The sequence below is a fragment of the Pseudomonas fluorescens genome (genome assembly GCF_902497745.1).
Classification (GTDB): Bacteria; Pseudomonadota; Gammaproteobacteria; order Pseudomonadales; family Pseudomonadaceae; genus Aquipseudomonas; species Aquipseudomonas fluorescens_BM.
In genome coordinates, this window is the sequence record NZ_CABVHJ010000015.1 from 148,126 (window position 1) to 171,608 (window position 23,483).

Here is a 23,483-nt window from a genome sequence, read left to right on the forward strand (position 1 = left end):
CCACATACAAAATGAACAGGGGCGCGATATTAACACAGGGTAAAGCGCCGTCCGCCTCAATCTGAAAGGTCGCGTACCCAGAACAATTCATGACGCCGGACCGCTTTGCGGAAAAACTCGTTACTGCCTGTTGCAGGCCAGCGACGACCCGCCAGGCCTTGCTGGATCCAGCGGCGCAATTGCCGTTTGAACACTTGCTCGCCCTGCAGATCGTGCTCCATCGCCAGGGCCATGGCTTTGTCCAGTTGCACGTCTGCCGATAACAGCGGGCTCCATAACCGGTCAGCCGGCAATGGCTCGATAGCAGGCGGCAGCGCGATACCGGCACCGGCCGGGCCCATCGGCCAGCGATCGTTGTCGTGCAGGTGATTGGCGTACATCAGCAGGGTTGTCGGTTTCCAGCTACTCAGCTCGATGGCCGCAAGCAGTGCCTGGGTAGACGCCACATGATCACTGTGGGGATCGAGTTCAGGATGCGGTGTCACCACGACTTCCGGGCGATAGTGCTCAAGCAGCGCCGTCAGGTCGCCCAGCAGATTCTGCCAGGTTGGCTGCCCATCAATGTCGGCGGGCAAGGTCAACGGATTGTGCCGGCGCACACTGCGCACGTCGCTTTCCTGCGACTCACGGGAACCGAACGCCTGACCGGGCTCTTCGGCCATCGACGGCAATTGCAGGCAGTAATAACCCAATTGCACGCAGCGATCGGCAGGCACGCCGCCCCACAACGGGATGACCAGACTGTCCCAACTGCGCAAACGGCCCTTCAATCGCGCTGCTGCGGCTTGATCAAGGCCCAGACGCTGAAAGTCTTCGGCCTCGATCTCACCCTGGGTCAGGGTGACGATACTGCTGTCTTCACATCGACTGTAAAGGCCGAATGCAGCGAGTTCGGCATCGTCAGCATGGGGAGCGATGACCATCACCCGCTGGCAGCTGTAGTCAGGATTGGCCATGACCCACAACACGCCCGTCGCGGCGGGCACGCAATATTGACCACGCAGTGCCAGAACTCCTTGCGCCAGCGCATCGGTCTGACCAGACAAATTTAGGAAACGCCGGCCATTGACCCCGCGCTCGAAGTCCTGGCGATCATCGCCTACTTCAACATAGGGGTCGAACCAGCGCCCCAGCCAAGTGGATTTCACTTCAAGTTCGAGTACCAATGTCTCGCCCTGTGCCAGCGGCTCGCTCAGGCGCAAAACACCGCCCTCAAGGCTCACGACCTGCCGCGCGGTTTGCGCCGGGAAGTTGTACTGATAGTCGTCAGAAGGCCGATAAAACAGATGATCGGCAAACCAGGCCTCGTGAGCGACCCAGGCCAGCACCAGCAATACCGGCACCAGCCACCAGGCGATCAGGAAGCCGATCAACAACAGCGCCACCATAAAGGCAATCAGGAACAGACGTTTGTTGCGTCGATGGGCCTTGAGAAGCTGTTGCTTGCGAGCACTCATGGATTCAGACCTTGTAGACCGGCACCGTGTGGCACCAGCGATCCTTGTACTCACGGTCGGCACGACCGAATGAATAGCGCAAAGGCTTGCCCAGCGCTTGCGCGTGCGCCCAGGCCTCTTGGGTATTGACGAAACTCAGCACACTGCCAGGACTGAACTCGCGGCTCTGCGGATCGACGCCACCGTTGATGTATTCGAGCGAAACCCATTGCGGGGCCTCTACGCGATACAGCACCTGAATGGCCACGGGCGCCGAATCGAGCATAGCCACCGAACCGGTCATGAATTCGCGCAGCAAGGTAAAAACCTCAACCAGCCCGGCCTTGCCCGGCACCTCGAAGCCCCAGCGACGCTGAAACAGATCACCGTACGCAGCGGCTTGTTCCTGCGGCGTAAAGTCGGACATCGGCACCAGCGATCCGCCCGCCTCTTCCAGCAGGCGCTGCTCGCGACGCTGGTTGTAGCGAAACTTCTTCGAATACTCTTCCGGCAACCGCGCCAGCGCCAAACCCTCAGGCTGCGGCTTCAATGTGCTGATCTGCGCGGCATTGAGCTGGGATACATACGCCATACGCTGGCGCACCGGGACGATGACATCTGGCGCGATCGGCAGAATGATTTCCGCATTGCCCATATCGAGCAAACCACGCTTGCCCTCGCGCTTGAGCACTTCCTTGGACAAGGCGACATGCCGCCCCCAGCAGGGAATGGCGGCAAGCACTTCACCGCCAACCACCCAGCCCAGGTAGCGCAACTCGATGCCCAGGAATGTCGACAAGCGCTCGACGACTTGCGGATGGGTGGCAAAACTGCCGCCGAAACGCTGCCAGACCCGGGTGTAGCTGTCACGGTCGATTTCGCTCCAGCCACGCTCGCGAAAGCTGCGAAACATCGTCAGCATACGTTGGTCACATGTGCCGGTTGTGGCTCGTCACCCTCTTCGAACTCTTTGGCATGCAGACGCGCGTAATAGCCGTTTTGCTCGAGCAATTGCGTGTGAGAGCCACGCTCAACAATGCGGCCCTCGTCCATGACCAGAATCAGGTCGGCTTTCTCGATAGTGCTCAAGCGGTGAGCGATCACCAGTGTCGTACGGTTCTGCACCACATGATCCAGCGCAGCCTGAATATGCCGCTCCGACTCGGTATCGAGCGCGGAGGTGGCCTCGTCGAGAATCAGCAGCGGCGCATCCTTGAGCAGCGCCCGGGCAATGGCGATGCGCTGACGCTGGCCGCCGGAGAGCAGCACACCGTTTTCGCCGACCATGGTTTCGTAACCCTGCGGCATCTTGATGATGAACTCATCGGCATAGGCTTCGGTGGCCGCGCGCTTGACCTCATCGAACGGTGCGCCGGCCAGATCGCCGTAAGCGATGTTGTTGGTCACCGTGTCGTTGAACAGCGTGACCTGCTGGGTTACCAGAGCAATCTGCCGACGCAGGCTGCGCAGGGTGAAGTCCTGCACCTGCACACCATCAAGCAGGATCTGACCCTGCGCATGATCATGCTGATAGAAGCGTGGAATCAGGCTGGCCAGGGTCGACTTGCCACTGCCCGAGCGGCCGACCAAGGCAACCATCTGCCCCGGTTCGACGACGAAGCTGATGTCGTTGAGGACCGCTTTGTCGGTGTCGGGATAGTGGAAGCTTAAGTTACGCACTTCCAGACGGCCTTCGAGACGATCCTGCTCGACCGTGCCCTGATCTACCTCTGCCGGCTCATCCAGTTGCTCGAAAATGCTTTCGGCACCGGCCACGCCTTTCTGAATCGTCGAACTGACTTCCGACAATTGACGGATCGGCTTGGGCAGCAGGCCAGCCATGGTGATGTAGGCCACCAGATCGCCCGGCGAAGCGTCGCCGCGAAGGTACAGCACGAGGAACATGACCACGGCCATGGCGCTGTACGTCACCAGTTGCAGCATCGGCGTGTAAACCGCGCCGGTCTTGGTCATCGTCAACTGCTTGTCGGTGTTGCTCTGACTGGCATCGCGAAAGCGATCCTTTTCGTACTGCTCGCCGCCGAAGCTGCGCACAACGCGGTAGCCATGAATGGTCTCGGACGCGACGTGCGTGACGTTGCCCATCGAGACCTGGATCTTCTTGCTCTGCTTGCGGAATTTCTTGCTGGTGCTGTTCACCATCAAGCCGATCAACGGCAGGATCGCGACCATCACCAGGGTGAGCTTCCAGTTCATCCACAACAGCGTGCAGAACAGGAAAATCACGGTCATGCCTTCACGGATGACGACTTTGATCGCATCCGTTGCCGCGCCGGTGACCATGGTCACGTTGAAAGTGATCCGGGAAATCAGGTGGCCGGAATTGTTCTTGTCGAAGAAGCGATTGGGCAACTCGAGCAATTTGTTGAACAGCACCACCCGCAGGTCATGCACCAGACCCAGAGAAACCCGCGCCAGGAAGAAGTTACCCAGGTACGAACCCACACCCTGCCACAGAGCAATGAAGACAATCATCAGCGGCACGGTTTCGAGCAACTGCAGCTTGCCCAGATAAGGATTGCCCGGGAACAGACTGGCTTCAGGATTGGCCAGACCGTCGACAAAGTACTTGAGGATGTAAGCGAGCATCGGTTGAGTCGATGCGAAGATCAGAAACCCGACGATGCTGAGAAGGAAAAGGCCGGCATAAGGCCGCACGTAAGCCAAAAGGCGGAAATAGATCGCCAGCGTGGACTGGGCTTTCGGTTCAGGACTGCTCATGGTGATCCGCGCAATTCAGTGAGGCGCCGATGATATCACACGCGTTTTTGCCCCGATAAACATGACTTCAAGCCAGCCTTCGACCAAGTCGGTTAAGATACCCCGCTAATGATGGGGAGCCCGATATGCAATCGATTGATCACAGCACTTACGAGGCACTGCGCGAGGGTGCACACGTATTGGAAGCCGACGGTTCCGGCGACAAGGTGCTCAGATTGGCCGATGGACGCATGCTCAAGCTGTTCCGCCGCAAGCGGCTGCTCAGTTCGGCGCTGTTCTACCCCTATGCACAACGCTTTGCCGACAACACCCGGGCCCTCGAGCAACGCGGCATCCTCTGCCCGAAAGTCATCGCGGTCTATCGCATCCCGAGCATTGAACGTGACTGCGTGTATTACAGCCCGCTGGCAGGCAATACAGTGCGCCAGTTACAAGGTACTGACGATGAGGCTGACTCATTGCGATTCCAGCTGGGCGGGTACTTCGCCCTGCTGCACGAAAAAGGCGTGTACTTTCGATCGCTGCACTTCGGCAACGTGGTGCTGACGCCGGACAACCATTTGGGCCTGATCGATATCGCCGACCTGCGCTGTCAGCGACGCGCACTCAGCGATAGCAAACGCTTGCGCAACTTCGCGCACTTGCTGCGCTACAAGGAAGACCGCCAATGGCTGCTGGGCCAGGATGCCGGCGACACGTTTATCGAAGGTTATCGGCAGGCGCTGCCGAGCAACCGACAAGCGCCGCTGATCTCGCGCCTGCGTCCGCTGCTCGGTTGAATCTCAGCGGCCGATGACTACCACGGTGGCACCTTTGCGATTGGCGAAATGCTCGATGATGCGCAGCTTGTGCGCCACCAGCCATTCGCTCAGCCACGGCTCGTCACCTTTGGCTTCAATGAGGAAATACTGATACTCGCCAGCATGCGCTGCCGACATCGCCTCATCCGCAGTCAGTACCGGCATCACGTAACCGCGTCCGGCGTAATAGCTGATCCGCCCATCCTCGAAATACGTCTTCGCGCCCGGCTCGACATGAGCAGACAACCAGCGACCGGCCTCGACGTAATGCGTTTTACCGGCGCCGGTGGAAATGACGTTGGACAGCATCACCAGCAACCCTAGGATCGCCAGCCATTTGCCCCAACGCGGAAACTCGCGAACAAACGCGGCCAGCCCCATGGCCAGCACAGGCACAAACAACAGATTCAGAAAGCTCAGATAGCGCGTATTCATGAACTGTTGCTTGATGAAAAACAGCACCAGTACCACCAGATACAACACGGCCGCCCAGGCAAAAGGACGATAATCACGCCAGTAAGTACCGAGAACTCCCCAGTTGCGCCGCAGAAGGAAGGGCACCGCGAAAGGCCCCATCAATTTCACGAAACTGATGGTCATGGTCGCCAGAATGCCGAAGAAAATGATCCGGCCGGCTTCATCCTGGGAGTACTTGTTGATGAGAGAGCTGGCAAACTGATCGCTCAGCATCTGGAAGGCGGCAAACACACTGTGCGGCGCAATCATGTCCAGATACAGCATCACGCGCGCCGACATGAGCACACCCGACACCGAAACGGCCAGCAGCCCCAGAACCGGTAGCAGCGAAAACTGAGCGAACTGCATCCGTCGGGTCGGCGACCACAGGTTGGGCAACTGCCACAACGCCAACGCCGGCACCAGCAGCAAGGCTTCCAGCCGGAACAAGGCTGCCGCAACGATTGCCAAATGAATCAATGCCGCCCGCAGCCAGCCGCCACGGGCTTGCCAGCGCAGCGCAAGCCAGAGCGTCAGTGTGCAGAAGAACCAGAAACCGCATTCGCGAATGATGTCATTGCGAAAGGCGTTCACCGCCGGCATGGCCAGTACCACGAGGCAGGCCCAACCGGCGAGATGCGCGGACCGCTGACGAACGCAATCCACCATCAGCGCGCTGGTGCCGGCGAAAAAGAGCGCGCACCAAAGGTAGGCACTCAGCTCCAGCGGCAGATGCAGGGCGGCGTGCGTACCGGCCAGCAGAAAGGAAAACCACGGCCAGTCGAAAGTTGCCCAGGCCACATCTGGCCCGTGCTCGGTGACCTGTTGTGCAATATCAATGTACAGCGCGGCATCACGCCCCACTGTCGCGGTGCCCAGAACCGCAATCAGCGATAACAGTGCACTGCCCAGAAACGCCAGCCAAACCGGATATTCGTCGATGACTCTGGAGACTTGAGCCCCTACCTTGCCGCCCGTACCTTTCACCCAGCCACCTCATCGACACTCATTACAAGGTACGCGCACGTCACCGCGACCCGTTTACCGAAACAGCAATCGCAACGCCTTGCGTGTGTATGACCAACGCGAAAACGTCCGCCAGTCTGCGCGCAAGGCCTGAAAATAGAATGACTTGGCCAGCTTGTACTCGCCATGGGAATAACAGTCACGAAACAACGATAAACAGCGCTGCGCCAGAAAGGCCTGGCGCAAATCACTCATTTCTTCGGGCATTCGTCGACTGGAAAATACTTCGCTGACCACCTGCTCCGTACCGGCGGCAAGGCTTTGGCGCAAGTCATGGCGCATGCTGTCGGCATGCTTGTAAATCAGCGCCAACGGCTTGTCCAGAACGGTACAGGGATAGCGCGCCAGCACTTGGGCAAACACTGGCAAATCCTCGACGTTGCGCAAATGTTCCGGGTAGTTACCCAAAACAAAAACATCGCGATGCATCGCGCAGGCGCCGTTTGAAATCGATACAGTCTTGCTCAACAGATAGCCCTGCAAGCGCTGTCTAGGCGTCACCGGCAACGGCTTGGCCGCCTGCAGGCTGCGTCGTCCGTCAGCGAACACCGACCAGTGCGCACCGATCACCATCAGGCTGTGCGGATGGCTGGCAATGTGCTGAGAAAGCGCAGCCAGTGCGCCGGGAGCCATTTCGTCATCGGAGTCGAGGAATACCAGATACCGCCCGGTCGTCTCCTCAAGCCCACGATTGCGCACCGACGACAAGCCGCCATTGCTTTTGCGCAGCGCACGAAAACGCCCGCCATGCTTGAGCAGGAGCTTTTCCACTACCTCAGGCGTATCGTCCGTCGACCCATCGTCGATGACCAGCAGATCCGCCGTCGTTTCATCCAGCTGCGCCAACACCGACTCCACTGCACGTGGCAGGGTTCGCGCATAGTTGTAAACCGGAATGACGACGCTGATCAGTGTTTCAGTCAAGTTCGTATCCTTTCACACCCTCTTTTACGACCAGAATATCTTCCATGATCAGGTATTCCAGGTCAGAACCGAAAAACATGTTCAGTGCGTCAGTCGGCGAGCAGATCATCGGTTCGCCACGACGGTTGAGCGAGGTGTTCAGCGATACGCCGTTACCGGTCAGGTTTTCCAGCGCCTTCATCATGTCGTAGTAGCGCGGATTGTATTCACGCTTGAGCACCTGAGCGCGAGAGGTGCCATCTTCGTGGACGACTTCCGGCACGCGGGTCTTCCACTCTTCCGCCACTTCGAAGGTGAAGGTCATGAACGGCGCCGGGTGATCGATCTTGATCATCTGTGGCGCAACGGTGTCGAGCATCGACGGGCAGAAAGGCCTCCAGCGCTCGCGGAACTTGATCTGGTGGTTGATCCGGTCAGCCACGCCAGCCACGCTCGGGCAACCGATGATCGAACGACCACCCAGTGCACGCGGACCGAACTCCATGCGCCCCTGGAACCAGGCTACCGGGTTACCGTCGACCATGATCTTGGCGATCTGCTCAGGCATATTGTCGAGCTTGCGCCAGGTCGGCTTGCTCTCGTGACGGGCGCAGGCGGCGATGACGTCTTCGTTGCTGTACGAGGGGCCGAGGTAGACGTGCTCCATCTTCTCGACCGGTACGCCACGAGCGTGAGACACATAGGCAGCAGCGCCGACCGCAGTGCCAGCATCGCCGGACGCCGGTTGCACGAACAGCTCCGTGATGTCGTCACGGGCAATGATTTTCTGGTTCAGCTTGACGTTCAATGCACAGCCACCGGCGAAAGCCAGCTTGCCGGTTTCCTTGAGCACGTCGCCCAGGTAGTAGTCGATCATCTGCAACGCCAGTTTCTCGAACAGCGCTTGCATGCTCGCGGCGTAGTGAATGTACGGTTCGTCAGCGATGTCACCTTCGCGCTTCGGACCCAGCCATTCGATCAGCTTTGGCGAGAAGTAGAAACCTTTGCCCTTCTCTTTGTAGCGACGCAGGCCGATGACGTTGGCATAGTCGGTGTTGATCACCAGCTCACCGTTTTCGAACGAGGCCAGACGCGAGAAATCGTACTTGCTGGCATCGCCATACGGCGCCATGCCCATGACCTTGAACTCACCGTCGAGCATCTCGAAACCGAGGAACTCGGTGATCGCGCCGTACAGGCCGCCGAGAGAGTCAGGATCGAAGAATTCCTTGATCTTGTGGATCTTGCCGTTTTCGCCGTAGCCGAAAAAGGTCGTGGCGTACTCACCTTTGCCGTCGATACCGAGGATCGCGGTTTTTTCTTTGAAACCGGAGCAATGGTAAGCGCTGGAGGCGTGAGCCAAATGGTGTTCGACCGGCTCGATCTTGATTTTTTTCGGATCAAAACCCAGTTGCTCAAGGCACCAGACGATCTTGTTGCGATAGCGCTTGTAGCGACGGTTGCCCATCAGGATCGCATCGAGGGCACGATCCGGCGCGTACCAGTAACGCTTGGCGTAGTGCCAGCGCGCCTTGCCGAACAGGCTGATCGGGGCAAATGGAATCGCAACCACGTCAACATCGGACGGCTTGATGCCGGCCTGTTCAAGACAGAACTTCGCCGATTCGTAGGGCATGCGGTTCTTTGCATGCTTATCACGTACGAAACGCTCTTCTTCAGCCGCCGCCACCAGCTTGCCGTCGATGTACAAGGCTGCTGAAGGGTCATGGCTAAGGGCGCCGGACAGGCCAAGAATCGTCAATGCCACAGGGGTCTAGCCTCTTTAGTCTGCGTGCAGGCGCGATGCGCCTTGAATATTGATGTGCCCTCGCACAGGGCGAGTGACAGCTAAAGGGCGGGATTATAGCGTAAACGAGAGGGGAATTACCCTGTGCGATTGCCCGAGGTTGAATGGTCTGGAGAAACCTTGCCCAAAGGTTCAATAACCACCCTTGCGCCAGTAAATACCAAGATTGCCGTCAGTGACCTGACGATAAACCGTATAGGGCAGCGCTACCGTATCGAATACACCGGACAATGGCAGATCCAGCAGCACGAATGGCAAAAGAACCCCGCTAGGATCGGGAGGCGCGTTCAACACGCAGAAGTCGAAGGCCAGACCGCTGTAAATACGCGGAATGGATTGGCAGTAGGTTTTCTGTTTGCGCATGTCCCGGGCGACGTCGGCATCATCCTGCAATACGGTCATGGTGCTGCCACAGCCAGCCAGAACCCATGAAAATACACCCAGCGTTGCAGCCTGTTTGATGGTCAAGATTCGCCCTCCAAGGTCGTCGGGCAAATTAGCATCGGGGCTGGACAGGGCACAGTTCATGGTTTCTGTAGAAGCCGTAGGACAAGTCGTTAAATCTTGTCCTCCGGAGTTTGATTCAGGCCGCGCCGGAAATGTCTTTCGGCAAACGCTGATCAATAACCTGATACAGCGCGCTGCTTTCCGGCCAGTTACGCATGAATCGCGCACGGTCACGGGCATAGGCCGGGGCAAAACTGCCCACAGCCCCATGCTGGCACATCGAATCCAGATCGATCAGCGCCCAGCGATCCTGCTGCCAGAACAGGTTGTGACCCTTGAAGTCGCCATGGCTGATGCGCTCGTCAATCAAGCGCGCGAACAACTGCTCCAGCGCCTGCAATTCCGCTTCCGGCGCTTCGCCACTTTCAACATACGGGGCAAAGCGCTCAATGATGTCCGGGCCCGACAAGTATTCGGTTACCAGATACGCACGACCGCGCAGCCACAAGAAGCGCTTTTCCAGTACCGCCAGCGGCTTGGGCGTGGCGATCCCGAGGAACGCCAGGCGATTGCCTTCGCGCCACGAATGCCAGGCGCGACTCGGCCGCCAGAAACGCTTGAGCCAATGCGCAAAGCCCTTGATGTTGTAGCGCTTGATCACCAGCGTACGCGCACCTGCCTGAACCTTGCCAACGCTCGCCGCGCCACCGGTCTTGTACAGATGCCCCTGATCGAGCAACGCATCGGCCTGCGCAAGCACCGGCAGCATGGCCGGTTCTTCTTCGCGACGAATTGCGCGCAGTCCGAATGCTCCACGCTGCACACTGAACAGCGTGCACTCGCGACCGACCTTGAGCAGAAAGTCTTTCAAACGCCAGCGGCGCACCTTGTCGATCTGCTTCTGCAAGGCTTCCAGCGGCAACGCGTGCTCACTGTTGCTCAACAGGTAATACACCAAAAGCTCTTCGGTAAATGGCTCCAGCGCTTTGGGTAACTGGGCGAAAAACACTCCGAGGTTTTCCAGGACTTTTTGCCGCGATAGCGGCTGACCGGCGGTCTCGGCGCAAATCCCGGCACCGTCAATCAAGTACAACTGGCCGCCATGACGCAGCAGATTGTCCAGATGCAGGTCTTCCTGCCAGAGCCCCTTACCGTGCAACTGGCCAATGGCACCCAGCGCCTCGGCCAACACCGCCGATTGTTCATCGGCCAGCACCGGCAGCGACTCGACTTTCGCCCAGGCATCGCCAAGGCTTTCGGCGCCTTCAAGGAAGTCGAACAGCAGCCAGCCACCTTCGCCATTTTTCAAACCATCGGCCAGCAGCAACGGTGTCGTCATGCCTTGCGCGGCCAGCAAACGCACGCCTTCCAGCTCGCGTTGAAAATGCCGGGCGGCCTTGCCGCCAACCAGCAATTTGGCCAGCACCGGACGCCCGCGCCATACGCCCGCACCGACGTAACGCTGCCCCGGCAATACCCGCAACAGACTCAGCAGTTGCAGATCCGCACTCCCGGCGGCATCGGCCAAGGTCACCGTCAGCGGCAGTTGCGGGGTTCGCCCGACACCGGCCAGCTCGGACAATTGCATCAGCGCGTCTCCTTGTGACTGCGGCGCGCGGTCAGCCGGGCGAGCCAGCTGTCGAGCAGCGAGCTATCGGTGGGCTGATCGAGATAAGCCGCGAGCAATTCACGCAGTTGCGCCTCGCTCCATTCCGGCGCGCGGCGTTGCAGCGGTTCCAGATCCTTGATCCGGTCGCGCATGCCAAACAACAAAGGGCGGGTCTTTTCCAGGTCGATCAATTGCGCCTGATACCCGTCACCGGTGGCCCGCAGAAAAATATGCTTGGGGTAGAAACAGCCGTGCACCTGACGCACACCGTGCAGATGCCGCGCCAGCAATCCGCAGGCCTTGAGGATCGCCGAATGCTGTGCGGCACTGAGTTGCGCCCAACGCTGCAACAGCGACTCCAGATCGCTCCAGCCATCGAGTGCTCGGGTCAGCAGGATCGCGCGAACCTCGCCGTCGACCTTGCGCTCACCGAAGAACGCCGCCTGCAGCGCCGGAATACCGAGCTTGCGATAGCGACTGATATTGCGAAACTCACGGGCAAAGCTTGGCTCGCCGAAAGGTGCGTGCAAGGTCCGCGTCAGATAGTTGCTCTGGCGCTTGAGGTAATAACCCTGCCCTTCCAGGTCCAGACGGAAGACACTGCTCCAACCGCCACGGGCGGTATTGGGTTCGTCCACAGCCTCAAGCTGTTTCGTCCAAAGCGCGTCAAAAGTGCCGAGACCATGGCGCTCAAGCAGCGCACGGTCTTCAGCGGCGAGAAAATCAGTCATTCGCGTCCCTCGAAAAATCTCACCACGTGCCGAATCCGTTTCTTGTCGGCGCTATCAAGCCGATCGCACTGGCGGTATTGCTTATAGAAGCGCAGGCGCTGGGTATTGGACAGGTGGTATTTGGCGAGTTTATCGAGACAGGCCAGATCCTTGGTGATCCGATACTTGAGCCAGAAGCCGCGCCAGAACTCGCCGTTAGGGCAATCGATCAGAAATATCCGCGCCTGCTCGTCGATCAACAGATTGCGCCATTTCAGATCGTTATGGGTAAATCGGTGATCATGCATCGTCCGGGTATAACCGGCCAGTTGCCGACTGACAGCGTCGACCCAGGCGCGATCCTTGAGCTTCGGATCCTTGCGCTCGGCGAGCGCCGAAAGGTCTTCGGTGTGCGGCAGTTCGCGGGTGATCATCGCGCCACGATCATACGCCGCACCTCGACGCTCCAGGCCCCAGGCCACCACTTCAGCGGTGGGAATGCCCCACTTGGCGAAACGTTTGAGGTTCTGCCATTCCATCTTCACCCGCGGCTTGCCGAGGTAACGGCGCAGGCCTTTACCGGCGCCGACATAGCGTTTGACGTAATAGTTGACGCCATTGCGCTGCACGCGAATCACTTCCGACAGCGGGTCGCGGGTCAGGCGTTCGCCTTGCAATGCGAATACGGCTTCGAGGCTGCCAAAGTCTTCGGCGAGCTCGCTGTATTGCGGCTCGAGAGTCCAACCCGCCATCAGAGCGCATCCCCGTAACGCTGCTTACGTTCATAGAGCTTGTTGGCCTTGCCTTCGAGCCAGTTCAGCAGCGGCGCTTCTTCAGCCAGAATCTGGCGCAGCGGTTGCTGGAAATAGCCTTTGAGGAAGCGCAGCTTGTCGCGGCGGGTCAGGCCGATGTCCAACGCGGAAAAGTACAGCGCCGCCAGATCCTTGTTGCGCCAGCGCTGCGTGATTTTTGCGCGGGTCTGGGCGCGGTGCAGGTCGATCACCGAGAGTTTGAAATCTTCCGGCGTCACCGGTTTATCGGTGTGCAGCAGGAAGTGGCAGATATAGCAATCACGATGGTTGACGCCGGCGCGATGCATCATGCCGGTCATGCGCGCAACCTCAGCGATCAGCGCGCGCTTGAGTTCAGGCGCGGGCGGCTGCTTGACCCAATCGATGCTGAAGTCTTCCAGGCTGATGGTCGGCGCCAGTTCTTCGGTGACGATGAACGAGTGCTGATCCGCCGGATTGCTGCCCTTCTCGCCGTACGCAACAGCGGTCATGGTCGGCACGCCGACTTCCTGCAGACGCTGGATGGCTTTCCACTCCTGACCCGCGCCGAGCACCGGCAGCTTGGCGGTCAGCAGGTTTTTGAAAATTTCGCCCCAGCCGATGCCACGGTGGATCTTGACGAAAAATCCGTTGCCATCGACTTCCGTGCGCAGTGTCCGGCGTGCTTCCAGCTCGCGATATACCTCGCCCTGCAAGCCTTCGACTTCGGCGAACGGGTCGCGTCCGGCCCAAAGGCTTTTGAACGGTTCAGCCAGCATCAACTTCATTAAGCGTGCTCCGCCAGAATCACATCAGCCGCGTGCTGCGGCATGCTGTAGAGGTCGGCCGTCTCGGCAAAAGCCAGACCATTGCGGCTCCAGGCCGCCCGTGCAGCGTCGTCTTTCAACATATCAGTCAGGTATTGCGTCAGTTGCGCCTGATCGAACGGCTCGTCCAGCACTCGCCCGGCGTCGGCCTCGGCAATGTAATGGGCGTAACCGCAGACCGCGCTGACCAGCACCGGCAAACCGGCGACCAGCGCTTCAAGCAACACCGTACCCGTGTTTTCGTTGTACGCCGGGTGGATCAACAGATCGGCGCCGAGCAGGAAACGCGGAATATCGCTGCGGCCCTTGAGGAACGTCACGTTATCGCCCAGACCTAAAGTTGCACTCTGCATCTGGAACAATTTGGGGTCATCCTGGCCGATTACAAACAGCCGGGTACGCTTCTTCAGTTCGGCAGGCAACGCGGCCAGTGCTTTCAGGCTGCGATCGACGCCCTTGGTCTTGAACCCGGAGCCGATCTGCACCAGCAGCAGCTCATCGTCCTTGAGATTGAATTCAGCGCGGAAACCGGCGCGAATCTCATCGGCATCTGCCGGGCGGCGACGATCCTGGGCAATGCCCGGCGGCAGCAGGTGGAAACGCTCCAGCGGCGTGTCGTAATACTTGATGAACAGCGGCTGCTGCACCTCGGAAATCATCAGCACTTCGGTCTTTGCATCTTTGGCGAACACCGCGCGCTCGTACTCGGCGAAGTGGCGATAACGGCCCCAGCGGCGATACAGCGAATTGCGCAGGTTCTGCGCCTTGTCTTCAAAGCAGCCGTCGGCAGCGTAATAGACGTCCAGACCCGGCATCTTGTTGAAACCGATCAGGCGGTCGACCGGACGCTTGGCCAGATCCGCTGCCATCCACGCGCTGAGTTTTTCGTTGCGACGGTGATTGAAGAACGCCTTGACCGGCGCCACCAGCACTTCAAAACCAGGCGGCACGTCGCCTTCCCAGATCAGCGTGTAGACGCGAATCTCATGACCGCGTTTCTGACATTCGAGGGCGATGCGCATGAAGTCGCGCTGCAAGCCACCGAACGGGAAATATTTGTACAGGACGAATGCCAATTGCATCAGCGCAGCTCCTCAGCCATTAACAACGTGCTCAGTCGGCTGGCGACACGCTCGGGGTTCAAACGCGTGAAGCACAACGGCTGCTCACGCTTCAGGTCAAACTGACGGGCATCCTGCGCGGTCGGTTGATAGGTACATTTCTTTTGCAGGCACGGCGCGCACGGGAAGTCGCTGGCCAGGTGAATCTGCAATTTGCCGTAGGCGCCGGTCAGACCCGGATTGGTCGGGCCGAACAGCGAGATGGTCGGCACGTCCAGCGCGGCGGCCAAGTGGCCGAGACCGGTGTCCACCGCCACGCACGCTTGCGCGCCGGCGAGGACTTTGCCAACGCCGGCCAGATTGAGTTTTGGCAGCACTTCAGCGTGCTTGAAACCTGCGGCAATCCGCTCGGCGCGGGCCTTTTCCTGCGGGTTGCCCCACGGCAGTTTGACGCCGACGCCGAGGTAACCGACGCGCTCGGTCAGTTCACGCCAGTAGGCTTCCGGCCAGTGTTTGGTGTCCCACGTGGTGCCATGCAGGAATACCACAAAGGCGTTTTTGCGCGGCAATTCGACCAGACGCTCAACGTTGAGGCCGTAATCGCCCAGACCTTTGGGCAAGTCGTAACCGAGGGCGATGGCGAACAACTGCCGCACCCGCTCGACGGCGTGCTGACCACGGGCGACGGCCAATTTGCGATCGTAGAAACGCGAAGCCATCGGCTCGCGGGCCGAACCTTTGTCGAGACCCGCCACCGGGGCTTTGACGTAACGGGTCAGCCAGGCACTTTTCAGCAGGCCTTGAGCGTCGATGACCAAGTCGTATTGGTTGGCGCGCACGCTTTGCTTGAAGCGTTTCCATTCGCCACTGGTGATGGTTTTCCAGATGTTTTTGCGCCAGCGGCGGATCGCCACCGGAATCACCTTGCCAACGGCCGGGTGCCAGGTCGGAATCTCGGCGAAGCCTTCTTCCACAACCCAGTCGAATTTGATCCCGGGAATGGCCCGGGCAGCGTCGGTCAGCGCCGGTAACGCATGAATCACGTCGCCCAGCGATGAAGTCTTGATCAACAGTACCCGCAACTTATTGAACCTCGACCACAGAGCCCTGCAACTTCTGCAAGGCATCGTTGACCGCGTCCGGCATCAGCTGGCGCAGGCAGTTGTAATGACCGAAGCGGCAGGTACGGTCGAAGCACGGGCTGCAATCGAGGCCCAGCCGGACGACTTCGACGTGTTCGGCCAACGGCGGCGTGAAGCCCGGCGACGTCGAACCGTAGACCGCCACCAATGGGCGGTTCAGCGCTGCGGCAACGTGCATCAGGCCGGAATCGTTGGACACCACCGAGTCAGCGCAGGACATCAGGTCGATGGCCTCGGCCAGCGAGGTGCCGCCGCTGAGATTGACCGACTCTTCACGCAGGCCCGGGATCAGCCGCGCACGGATATCTTCGCCCACCGCATGATCGTTTTTCGAACCGAACAACCACACCTGCCAGCCTTCGCGGATACGCGCTTCGGCGACTTTGGCGTAGTGCTCGGAAGGCCAGCGCTTGGACTCGCCGAACTCGGCGCCGGGACACAGGGCCAACACCGGACGATCGAGGGTCAGACCAAATTTGGCCAGGGCCGCTTCGCGGGTCACCGGATCGATTTGCAGGCTCGGACGTGGATACGGTTTCGGCAGCTCGGCGTTCGCTTCAAAGGCCAAAGCCATGAAACGCTCGATCATCAGCGGATAACGTTCTTTGTCGAGGGTGCGCACATCGTTGAGCAGGCCGTAGCGAAACTCGCCGCGCCAGCCGGTGCGCTTCGGGATGCCGGCGAAAAACGGCACCAGCGCCGACTTCAGTGAGTTGGGTAGCAGGATCGCCTGGTCGTACTGGCCGCGCAGGGATCTACCGATGCGTCGACGCGTTGCCAATTCCAGCGCGCCGTGGCCGAGCGGAAAGCTCAAGGCCTTGCGCACTTCAGGCATGCGCTCAAGGATCGGCCGGCTCCACTCGGGGGCCAGCACGTCGATTTCGCATTGCGGGTGGCGCTGCTTGAGACACTGAAACAGTGTCTGCGCCATCACCATGTCACCGACCCAACTGGGCCCAACGATCAGAATATTCATGTGGTTTCCATAAACGAACCGGGGAGGCATTTACGCCTCCCCGCCTCGATAATCACTGTGGGAACACCGGCGGCTTGCGATGGGTCATTACCTTCAACATTTCTGTCGACTGTTACTCCGCTATCGCGAGCAAGCTCGCTCCTACATTGTTTTTTCGTCCTGCTTCAGATCTACAGACACTGTAGATCCACTGTGGGAGCGAGCTTGCTCGCGAAGGGGCCATCACATCCGAAATCGGTGTCATCTGACACTCCGCCTTCGCGAGCAAGCTCGCTCCCACAGGGTATTGGGTGCTGCACAAACCGACTTCAGCTTAGCCCCATCTCTTTCCATATCCGCAAAACCTGTCGCCGCTCTTCGGCAAACTGGTCGCCCGGTATCACCCCGGCGTCCTTCTGCAACGCCTGCCGGTGGGCGGCGGAGCGGTAGGCTTTATAGGCCTCGCGCAACAGGCTGGCATCTTCGGCCGGCATCAGCCCTTCGTGCTCCAGCTCTTCCAGAATACGGATGTTATCGGTCCAGCGCAGCAGTGGCGGGTGGCTTTGCGACCACGCCAGAGCCGCGTATTGCACCATAAATTCAATATCGACGATACCACCGGCGTCCTGCTTGAGGTCGAACGGCGCCGTGGCGTCGAAGGCATTTGCTGCCGTACCGGCTGCGGTGCTCTTGGTGCCAAGGTTATCGCGCATCTTCGCGCGCATCTCGCTGACTTCCTGTTGCAGTTTGGCCAGATCGCGCGCCTTGCCCAGCACCTGGGCGCGAACTTTCTCGAACGCCTGACCGACATCCTGACTGCCCACCAGCACTCGCGCGCGCACCAAGGCCTGATGCTCCCACGTCCAGGCTTCATTTTCCTGATAGCGGGCAAACGCGCCGAGCGAACTCACCAACAGCCCCGAAGCACCGGACGGCCGCAGACGCATGTCCACTTCGTAGAGCTGACCGGAGTTGGTCTGCGCCGTCAGCAGGTGAATGATCCGTTGCCCCAGCCGCGTGAAGAACTGCGCGCCATCGATCGACTTCGGCCCATCGGTTTCCGCTTGCGGATCGCCGTCGTGGATGAACACCAGATCCAGATCCGAACCATGCCCCAGTTCCAGACCGCCGACTTTGCCATAACCGACAATGATGAAACCGGGATCGCACAAGGTGCCGTCGGTGCGCAGCGGCGTGCCGTACTTGGCCACGGTCTGGCGCCAGGCCAGGGCCAGCACTTGCTCGAGAATCGCCTCGGCCAGCCAGGTCAGGTAATCGCTGACTTTCATCAGCGGCAGGCTGCCGGCGATTTCCGAGGCGGCGACGCGCAAGCGGTGCGCCAGTTTGAAATGGCGCAGGGCTTCCATCTGTTGTTCGAGGTCGTCTTCGGGAATCCGCGTCAGGCGCTCGCGCAACTCGGCGGCCAATTCCGGCGCCAAGGGCGGCTTGAACAGGCGGCCCTCGTTAAGCAATTCATCGAGCAGCAGCGGGAAGCGCGTGATCTGTTCGGCAATCCACGGGCTCGCCGCGCACAGCGTCAGCAAGCGGCGCAAGGCACTGGGGTTTTCTGTCAGCAAGACCAGATAAGCCGAACGCCGGGCAACTGCCTCCACCAGCGGCAGCACGCGCTCAAGCACCAGATCGGGATTGGCGTGCTCCACGGCCTGCGCGAGCAAACGCGGAATAAAGGCATCGAGACGCTCACGCCCCAATCGCTGCATCGCGCGCAATTGCGGACTGCTGCGCAATCCGGCCAACGCTTTCAGGGCTTTGCTGGCATCGGCAAAACCGCCCTCCTCCAACTGACGGCACGCCGCCTCTTCGTCCTGCGCCTCTTCCCACAGCGGCAGCCATTCACCGCCGACCACCACTTCGCTTTCGGCACCTTCATCCTCGTCGGGATCGGCAATTACCTGGGCGAAGTGCCAGGCGACACGACCGCGCCAGAACATCAGTTTTTCGTGGAAAGTATCCCAATCGGCGAAACCGAGCATGAAGGCAATGCGTGCCTGATCCTGCGCGCCATCCGGCAGCATCTGCGTTTGGCGGTCGGCAATCGCCTGGATCGCGTGCTCGGTGTAACGGAGAAATTCGTAGCCCTCGCGTAACTCGCTGATCACTGCCGGCGGCAGATAACCCTGCCCCTCCAGCGTGCTCAACACCTTTAATAGAGGACGTTGTTGCAAACTCAAGTCGCGACCGCCGTGGATCAGTTGAAAGGCCTGAGCGATGAACTCGACCTCGCGGATGCCACCCGAGCCCAGTTTGATGTTATCGGCCATGCCCTTACGCCGCACTTCCTGCTGGATCAGCTGCTTCATGGTGCGCAGCGCTTCGATCGCCGAGAAGTCGAGGTAACGTCGGTAAACGAACGGCCGCAGCATGTCGAGCAACTGCGCGCCCGCGACCTGATCGCCGGCCACCACTCGCGCCTTGATCATCGCGTAGCGTTCCCAGTCACGGCCCTGATCCTGGTAATACTGCTCCAGCGCATTGAAGCTCAGCACCAGCGCACCGGACGAGCCGTACGGGCGCAGGCGCATGTCGACGCGGAAGACGAAACCGTCGACCGTCATCGGATCGAGCGCCTTGATCAAGCGCTGGCCGAGGCGAATGAAAAACTCCTGATTATCCAGCGAGCGCTTCACGCCCACCGTTTCGCCGCCCTCGGGGTAGGCGAAGATCAGATCGATATCCGAAGACAGGTTCAACTCGACCGCGCCGAGCTTGCCCATGCCAAGGATGACCATTTGCTGCGGCTCACCGCTGCGGCGGCCGGTCGGCGTGCCGAACTGTTCGCAATGACGGCTGTACAACCATTGATAAGCCTGATCGATGGTGGCGTCGGCCATGTCCGAGAGATCGCGGCAGGTCTGCACCAGATCGGCCTGACGGGTGAGATCGCGCCAGATGATCCGCACTTGATGGCGGGCGCGCTGACGACGCAGGGCGCGACCGAGTTCATCTTCACTCTGCGCAGCATTCACCGCAGCAGCAATCTGCGCACATAATTCACCCGGCGCGAAGGCCCGGTCGAGTTCGCCGGACTGCACCAGTGACAGCAACATCAAAGGGTCACGAACGCTCTGTTCAATGACAAATTCGCTGGCAGCGGTGACACGGGCGAACTGCGCCCAGCGCTCTGGCGTCCAGTCCGCGAAGCCGTGATCGTCTTCCAGCGCGGCGACAGCCGTACGGAACGACTGCTCGGATCGAGTGACCAACGGCAGGAGAATGGCGGGCAGTTCGGCAAGCACGGGCAGGGTCATGGTCTATCCTTGATCGGCGTGTAAATGGCCGCTTGTAGTGATTGGTGAAAACCCGCTACCCGGAGGACTGTCGAACAAAAGTTAGAAATAGCTGAAATTTCTTTGTCTTTGGCAGCGAACATCAAAGTTTCACCTTTTTCGGATGGCAAAAGACCAACCTTAACGATTATTCTCACAACGCAGCCGGAGGCCACAAGCCATTCTTCTGTAGTTTTACTACTCGTCTATACATTCGAAAGGCTGAAATGCCGGAAGATTTGTAGTAAAACTACACGCCGCCGGAACAACCTATCGGCAATCCAAGAATTTTAAATCGTCTGCCCACAAGGCCAGTCGCAAACTCAGGCAACCGATTCTGGAAGCCTTTCCGCCCTGGAGCAAGCCATGCAAGACCTCGATCCCGTCGAAACCCAGGAATGGCTGGACGCCCTGGAATCGGTTCTCGACAAAGAAGGCGAAGACCGTGCTCACTATCTGATGACCCGTATGGGCGAACTCGCGACCCGCAGCGGCTCGCAGCTCCCTTACGCCATCACCACGCCTTACCGCAATACCATCCCGGTAACCCACGAAGCACGCATGCCTGGCGACCTGTTCATGGAACGCCGCATTCGCTCGCTGGTACGCTGGAACGCGATGGCCATGGTAATGCGTACGAACCTGAAAGATTCTGACCTGGGTGGTCACATCTCCAGCTTCGCTTCCAGTGCGACCCTGTATGACATCGGCTTCAACTACTTCTTCCAGGCCCCGACCGACGAACACGGCGGCGACCTGATCTACTTCCAGGGCCACACCTCGCCAGGCGTTTACGCCCGTGCGTTCATGGAAGGCCGCATCACCGAAGACCAGATGAACAACTTCCGCCAGGAAGTCGACGGTCAGGGCCTGTCGTCCTACCCGCACCCTTGGCTGATGCCTGACTTCTGGCAGTTCCCGACCGTATCCATGGGTCTGGGTCCGATTCAAGCGATCTACCAGGCACGCTTCATGAAGTACCTGGAACACCGCGGTTTCATCCAGCCGGGCAAACAGAAAGTCTGGTGCTTCCTGGGCGACGGCGAGTGCGACGAGCCGGAATCCCTGGGCGCGATCTCCCTGGCCGGCCGCGAGAAGCTGGACAACCTGATCTTCGTCATCAACTGCAACCTGCAGCGCCTCGACGGCCCGGTTCGCGGCAACGGCAAGATCATCCAGGAACTCGAAGGCGTGTTCCGCGGTGCTCAGTGGAACGTGACCAAAGTCATCTGGGGCCGTTTCTGGGACCCACTGCTGGCCAAGGACGTCGACGGTATCCTGCAACGTCGCATGGACGAAGTCATCGACGGCGAGTACCAGAACTACAAAGCCAAAGACGGCGCGTTTGTCCGTGAACACTTCTTCAACACGCCAGAACTCAAGGCGATGGTTGCTGATCTGTCCGACGACGAGATCTGGAAACTCAACCGTGGCGGCCACGACCCGTACAAGGTCTATGCGGCGTACCACGAAGCGGTCAACCACAAAGAACAACCAACCGTCATCCTCGCCAAGACCATCAAAGGTTATGGCACCGGTGCCGGCGAAGCGAAAAACACTGCGCACAACACCAAGAAAGTCGACGTCGACAGCCTGAAGTTGTTCCGCGATCGTTTCGACATTCCGGTCAAGGACGAAGAGCTGGAGAACCTGCCGTTCTTCAAGCCAGAGCCAAACAGCGCCGAAGCCCGCTACCTCAGCGAGCGTCGCACTGCACTGGGCGGTTTCGTACCTCAGCGCCGCGCACAAAGCTTCAGCGTGCCGACTCCGGATCTGGACACCCTCAAGGCTATCCTCGACGGTTCCGGCGACCGTGAAATTTCCACCACCATGGCCTTCGTGCGAATCCTCGCGCAACTGGTCAAGGACAAGGAAATCGGCCCGCGCATCGTTCCGATCATCCCGGACGAAGCCCGTACCTTCGGTATGGAAGGCATGTTCCGTCAGCTCGGCATCTACTCGTCCGTCGGCCAGCTCTACGAGCCGGTCGATAAAGACCAGGTGATGTTCTACAAGGAAGACCAGAAAGGTCAGATCCTTGAAGAAGGCATCAACGAAGCAGGCGCCATGAGCTCGTTCATCGCTGCCGGTACTTCGTACTCCAGCCACAACCGGCCGATGCTGCCGTTCTACATCTTCTACTCGATGTTCGGCTTCCAGCGTATTGGCGACCTGGCCTGGGCCGCTGGCGACAGCCGTACCCGTGGCTTCCTGATCGGCGGCACCGCCGGCCGTACCACCCTGAACGGTGAAGGTCTGCAACACGAAGACGGTCACAGCCACCTGCTGGCCGCGACCATCCCGAACTGCCGCACCTACGATCCGACCTACGGCTACGAGCTGGCGGTGATCATTCAGGACGGCATGAAGAAGATGACCGAAGAGCAACAGGACATCTTCTACTACATCACCGTGATGAACGAGTCGTACCAGCAGCCAGCCATGCCGGCCGGTGCCGAAGAAGGCATCAAGAAAGGCATGTACCTGCTCGAAGAAGACACCCGCGATGCGGCGCACCACGTACAGCTGATGGGCTCCGGCACCATCCTGCGTGAAGTCCGTGAAGCGGCGAAGATCCTGCGTGAAGAGTTCAACGTTGGCGCTGACGTGTGGAGCGTTACCAGCTTCAACGAACTGCGTCGCGACGGCCTCGCTGTAGAGCGCAGCAACCGTCTGAAGCCGGGCCAGAAGCCTAAGCTGAGCTACGTCGAAGAGTGCCTGAACGGCCGTAAAGGTCCGGTCATCGCCTCTACCGACTACATGAAACTGTTCGCCGAGCAGATCCGTCAGTGGGTACCGTCCAAGGAGTTCAAAGTCCTCGGCACCGACGGTTTCGGCCGCAGCGACAGCCGCAAGAAACTGCGTCATTTCTTCGAAGTTGACCGTCATTTCGTGGTGTTGGCAGCCCTGGAAGCACTGGCTGACCGTGGTGATATCGAACCTAAGGTGGTGGCTGAGGCCATCGTCAAGTTCGGCATCGACCCGGAAAAACGCAACCCACTGGACTGCTGAGGAGACATTTTGTGAGCGAACTCATTCGCGTACCTGACATCGGCAGCGGTGAAGGTGAAGTAATTGAACTGTTTGTGAAGGTCGGCGACCGTATCGAAGCCGACCAGAGCATCCTGACCCTGGAATCGGACAAGGCCAGCATGGAAGTGCCGGCCCCGAAAGCCGGCGTCATCAAGAGCCTGAAAGTGAAGCTGGGCGACCGTCTGAAAGAAGGCGACGAACTGCTTGAGCTGGAAGTCGAGGGCGCCGCTGAAGCGGCCCCTGCTCCGGCTGCTGCACCGGCTAAAAAGGCTGAAGAAAAACCGGCTGCCGCTCCGGCTGCTGCCGCGCCTGCCGCTGCCCCTGCTGCCGCTTCGGTTCAGCAAGTACACGTGCCGGACATCGGTTCGGCGGGCAAGGCGCAGATCATCGAGATTCAGGTCAAGGTCGGCGATACCGTCGAAGCTGATCAATCGCTGATCACTCTGGAATCCGACAAGGCGAGCATGGAAAT

Annotated in this window: 18 protein-coding genes; 3 read left to right on the top strand and 15 right to left on the bottom strand. The window is 59.5% G+C overall.

From position 1 onward, the window contains the following. Positions 1–56 precede the first annotated feature (56 nt). Genes F8N44_RS22200 through msbA form a run of 3 tightly spaced genes read right to left on the bottom strand, consistent with a single transcriptional unit; the run spans position 57 to position 4,178 of the window. Positions 57–1,457, bottom strand: a complete 1,401-nt coding sequence (locus F8N44_RS22200) for a PIG-L deacetylase family protein (RefSeq protein ID WP_150651805.1) — start codon at positions 1,455–1,457, stop codon at positions 57–59. Between the two features lie 4 nt (positions 1,458–1,461). Beyond that, the gene (locus F8N44_RS22205) at positions 1,462–2,358 is read right to left on the bottom strand and encodes a GNAT family N-acetyltransferase (RefSeq protein ID WP_150651806.1); all 897 of its coding nucleotides are present in this window, start codon (positions 2,356–2,358) and stop codon (positions 1,462–1,464) included. Continuing rightward, positions 2,352–4,178 carry a lipid A export permease/ATP-binding protein MsbA gene (gene msbA / locus F8N44_RS22210; protein WP_127925582.1) on the bottom strand — a complete coding sequence of 609 codons (1,827 nt, stop codon included), beginning with the start codon at positions 4,176–4,178 and terminating at the stop codon, positions 2,352–2,354. The genes F8N44_RS22205 and msbA overlap by 7 nt, the downstream gene beginning before the upstream one ends. A 125-nt stretch (positions 4,179–4,303) precedes the next feature. Between msbA and F8N44_RS22215 the strand changes: the two genes are divergently transcribed. After that, positions 4,304–4,957 carry a toluene tolerance protein gene (locus tag F8N44_RS22215; RefSeq protein WP_150651807.1) on the top strand — a complete coding sequence of 218 codons (654 nt, stop codon included), beginning with the start codon at positions 4,304–4,306 and terminating at the stop codon, positions 4,955–4,957. A gap of 3 nt (positions 4,958–4,960) precedes the next feature. On the opposite strand, the gene F8N44_RS22220 is transcribed toward F8N44_RS22215, so the two are convergent. From F8N44_RS22220 to glnE, 12 genes are all read right to left on the bottom strand, one after another. Continuing rightward, positions 4,961–6,421, bottom strand: a complete 1,461-nt coding sequence (locus tag F8N44_RS22220) for a hypothetical protein (protein ID WP_150651808.1) — start codon at positions 6,419–6,421, stop codon at positions 4,961–4,963. Between the two features lie 54 nt (positions 6,422–6,475). Next, a complete protein-coding gene (locus tag F8N44_RS22225) occupies positions 6,476–7,384 on the bottom strand; it encodes a glycosyltransferase family 2 protein (protein ID WP_127925579.1) in 909 nt (302 codons plus the stop codon). Continuing rightward, positions 7,377–9,131 carry a carbamoyltransferase gene (locus F8N44_RS22230; protein WP_150651809.1) on the bottom strand — a complete coding sequence of 585 codons (1,755 nt, stop codon included), beginning with the start codon at positions 9,129–9,131 and terminating at the stop codon, positions 7,377–7,379. The genes F8N44_RS22225 and F8N44_RS22230 overlap by 8 nt, the downstream gene beginning before the upstream one ends. 171 nt (positions 9,132–9,302) lie before the next feature. After that, positions 9,303–9,638, bottom strand: a complete 336-nt coding sequence (locus F8N44_RS22235; RefSeq protein ID WP_150651810.1) for a YceK/YidQ family lipoprotein — start codon at positions 9,636–9,638, stop codon at positions 9,303–9,305. Between the two features lie 115 nt (positions 9,639–9,753). Then, a complete protein-coding gene (locus tag F8N44_RS22240) occupies positions 9,754–11,205 on the bottom strand; it encodes a lipopolysaccharide kinase InaA family protein (protein ID WP_150651811.1) in 1,452 nt (483 codons plus the stop codon). Beyond that, positions 11,205–11,957 (bottom strand): lipopolysaccharide kinase InaA family protein, encoded by a 753-nt coding sequence (locus F8N44_RS22245; protein WP_150651812.1) that lies wholly within the window; start codon positions 11,955–11,957, stop codon positions 11,205–11,207. The genes F8N44_RS22240 and F8N44_RS22245 overlap by 1 nt, the downstream gene beginning before the upstream one ends. Further along, the gene (locus F8N44_RS22250; RefSeq protein WP_150651813.1) at positions 11,954–12,688 is read right to left on the bottom strand and encodes a lipopolysaccharide kinase InaA family protein; all 735 of its coding nucleotides are present in this window, start codon (positions 12,686–12,688) and stop codon (positions 11,954–11,956) included. Before F8N44_RS22250 ends, F8N44_RS22245 begins: the two co-directional genes overlap by 4 nt. Beyond that, on the bottom strand, positions 12,688–13,494 hold the full coding sequence (rfaP, locus tag F8N44_RS22255) for a lipopolysaccharide core heptose(I) kinase RfaP (protein ID WP_150651814.1): 807 nt from the start codon (positions 13,492–13,494) through the stop codon (positions 12,688–12,690). Before rfaP ends, F8N44_RS22250 begins: the two co-directional genes overlap by 1 nt. Then, entirely contained in the window at positions 13,494–14,615 is a 1,122-nt protein-coding gene (locus F8N44_RS22260) for a glycosyltransferase family 4 protein (protein ID WP_150651815.1), read from the bottom strand. Before F8N44_RS22260 ends, rfaP begins: the two co-directional genes overlap by 1 nt. Then, a complete protein-coding gene (waaC, locus tag F8N44_RS22265) occupies positions 14,615–15,676 on the bottom strand; it encodes a lipopolysaccharide heptosyltransferase I (protein WP_150651816.1) in 1,062 nt (353 codons plus the stop codon). Before waaC ends, F8N44_RS22260 begins: the two co-directional genes overlap by 1 nt. 1 nt (position 15,677) lies before the next feature. Continuing rightward, entirely contained in the window at positions 15,678–16,712 is a 1,035-nt protein-coding gene (gene waaF / locus F8N44_RS22270; protein WP_150651817.1) for a lipopolysaccharide heptosyltransferase II, read from the bottom strand. 308 nt (positions 16,713–17,020) lie between these two features. After that, complete coding sequence (gene glnE, locus F8N44_RS22275) at positions 17,021–19,960, bottom strand: bifunctional [glutamate--ammonia ligase]-adenylyl-L-tyrosine phosphorylase/[glutamate--ammonia-ligase] adenylyltransferase (protein ID WP_150651818.1); 2,940 nt, start codon at positions 19,958–19,960, stop codon at positions 17,021–17,023. A 384-nt stretch (positions 19,961–20,344) separates the two neighbouring features. On the opposite strand from glnE, the gene aceE reads away from it, so the two are divergent. Further along, positions 20,345–22,990: a pyruvate dehydrogenase (acetyl-transferring), homodimeric type gene (aceE, locus tag F8N44_RS22280; RefSeq protein ID WP_150651819.1), complete on the top strand. Its 2,646-nt coding sequence runs from the start codon at positions 20,345–20,347 to the stop codon at positions 22,988–22,990. Between the two features lie 11 nt (positions 22,991–23,001). Next, positions 23,002–23,483, top strand: a 482-nt coding sequence (locus F8N44_RS22285; protein ID WP_318182841.1) for a biotin/lipoyl-containing protein, incomplete at its 3' end; no start/stop codon positions are given.

Bases quoted from the DNA above. Each gene is read 5' to 3' on its own strand.
- msbA (WP_127925582.1), bottom strand. From the start codon at position 4,178: ATGAGCAGTCCTGAACCGAAAGCCCAGTCCACGCTGGCGATCTATTTC.
- F8N44_RS22215 (WP_150651807.1), top strand. From the start codon at position 4,304: ATGCAATCGATTGATCACAGCACTTACGAGGCACTGCGCGAGGGTGCA.
- F8N44_RS22200 (WP_150651805.1), bottom strand. From the start codon at position 1,457: ATGAGTGCTCGCAAGCAACAGCTTCTCAAGGCCCATCGACGCAACAAA.
- glnE (WP_150651818.1), bottom strand. From the start codon at position 19,960: ATGACCCTGCCCGTGCTTGCCGAACTGCCCGCCATTCTCCTGCCGTTG.
- F8N44_RS22260 (WP_150651815.1), bottom strand. From the start codon at position 14,615: ATGCAATTGGCATTCGTCCTGTACAAATATTTCCCGTTCGGTGGCTTG.
- F8N44_RS22245 (WP_150651812.1), bottom strand. From the start codon at position 11,957: ATGACTGATTTTCTCGCCGCTGAAGACCGTGCGCTGCTTGAGCGCCAT.
- F8N44_RS22250 (WP_150651813.1), bottom strand. From the start codon at position 12,688: ATGGCGGGTTGGACTCTCGAGCCGCAATACAGCGAGCTCGCCGAAGAC.
- aceE (WP_150651819.1), top strand. From the start codon at position 20,345: ATGCAAGACCTCGATCCCGTCGAAACCCAGGAATGGCTGGACGCCCTG.
- F8N44_RS22240 (WP_150651811.1), bottom strand. From the start codon at position 11,205: ATGCAATTGTCCGAGCTGGCCGGTGTCGGGCGAACCCCGCAACTGCCG.
- rfaP (WP_150651814.1), bottom strand. From the start codon at position 13,494: ATGAAGTTGATGCTGGCTGAACCGTTCAAAAGCCTTTGGGCCGGACGC.
- F8N44_RS22205 (WP_150651806.1), bottom strand. From the start codon at position 2,358: ATGCTGACGATGTTTCGCAGCTTTCGCGAGCGTGGCTGGAGCGAAATC.
- waaF (WP_150651817.1), bottom strand. From the start codon at position 16,712: ATGAATATTCTGATCGTTGGGCCCAGTTGGGTCGGTGACATGGTGATG.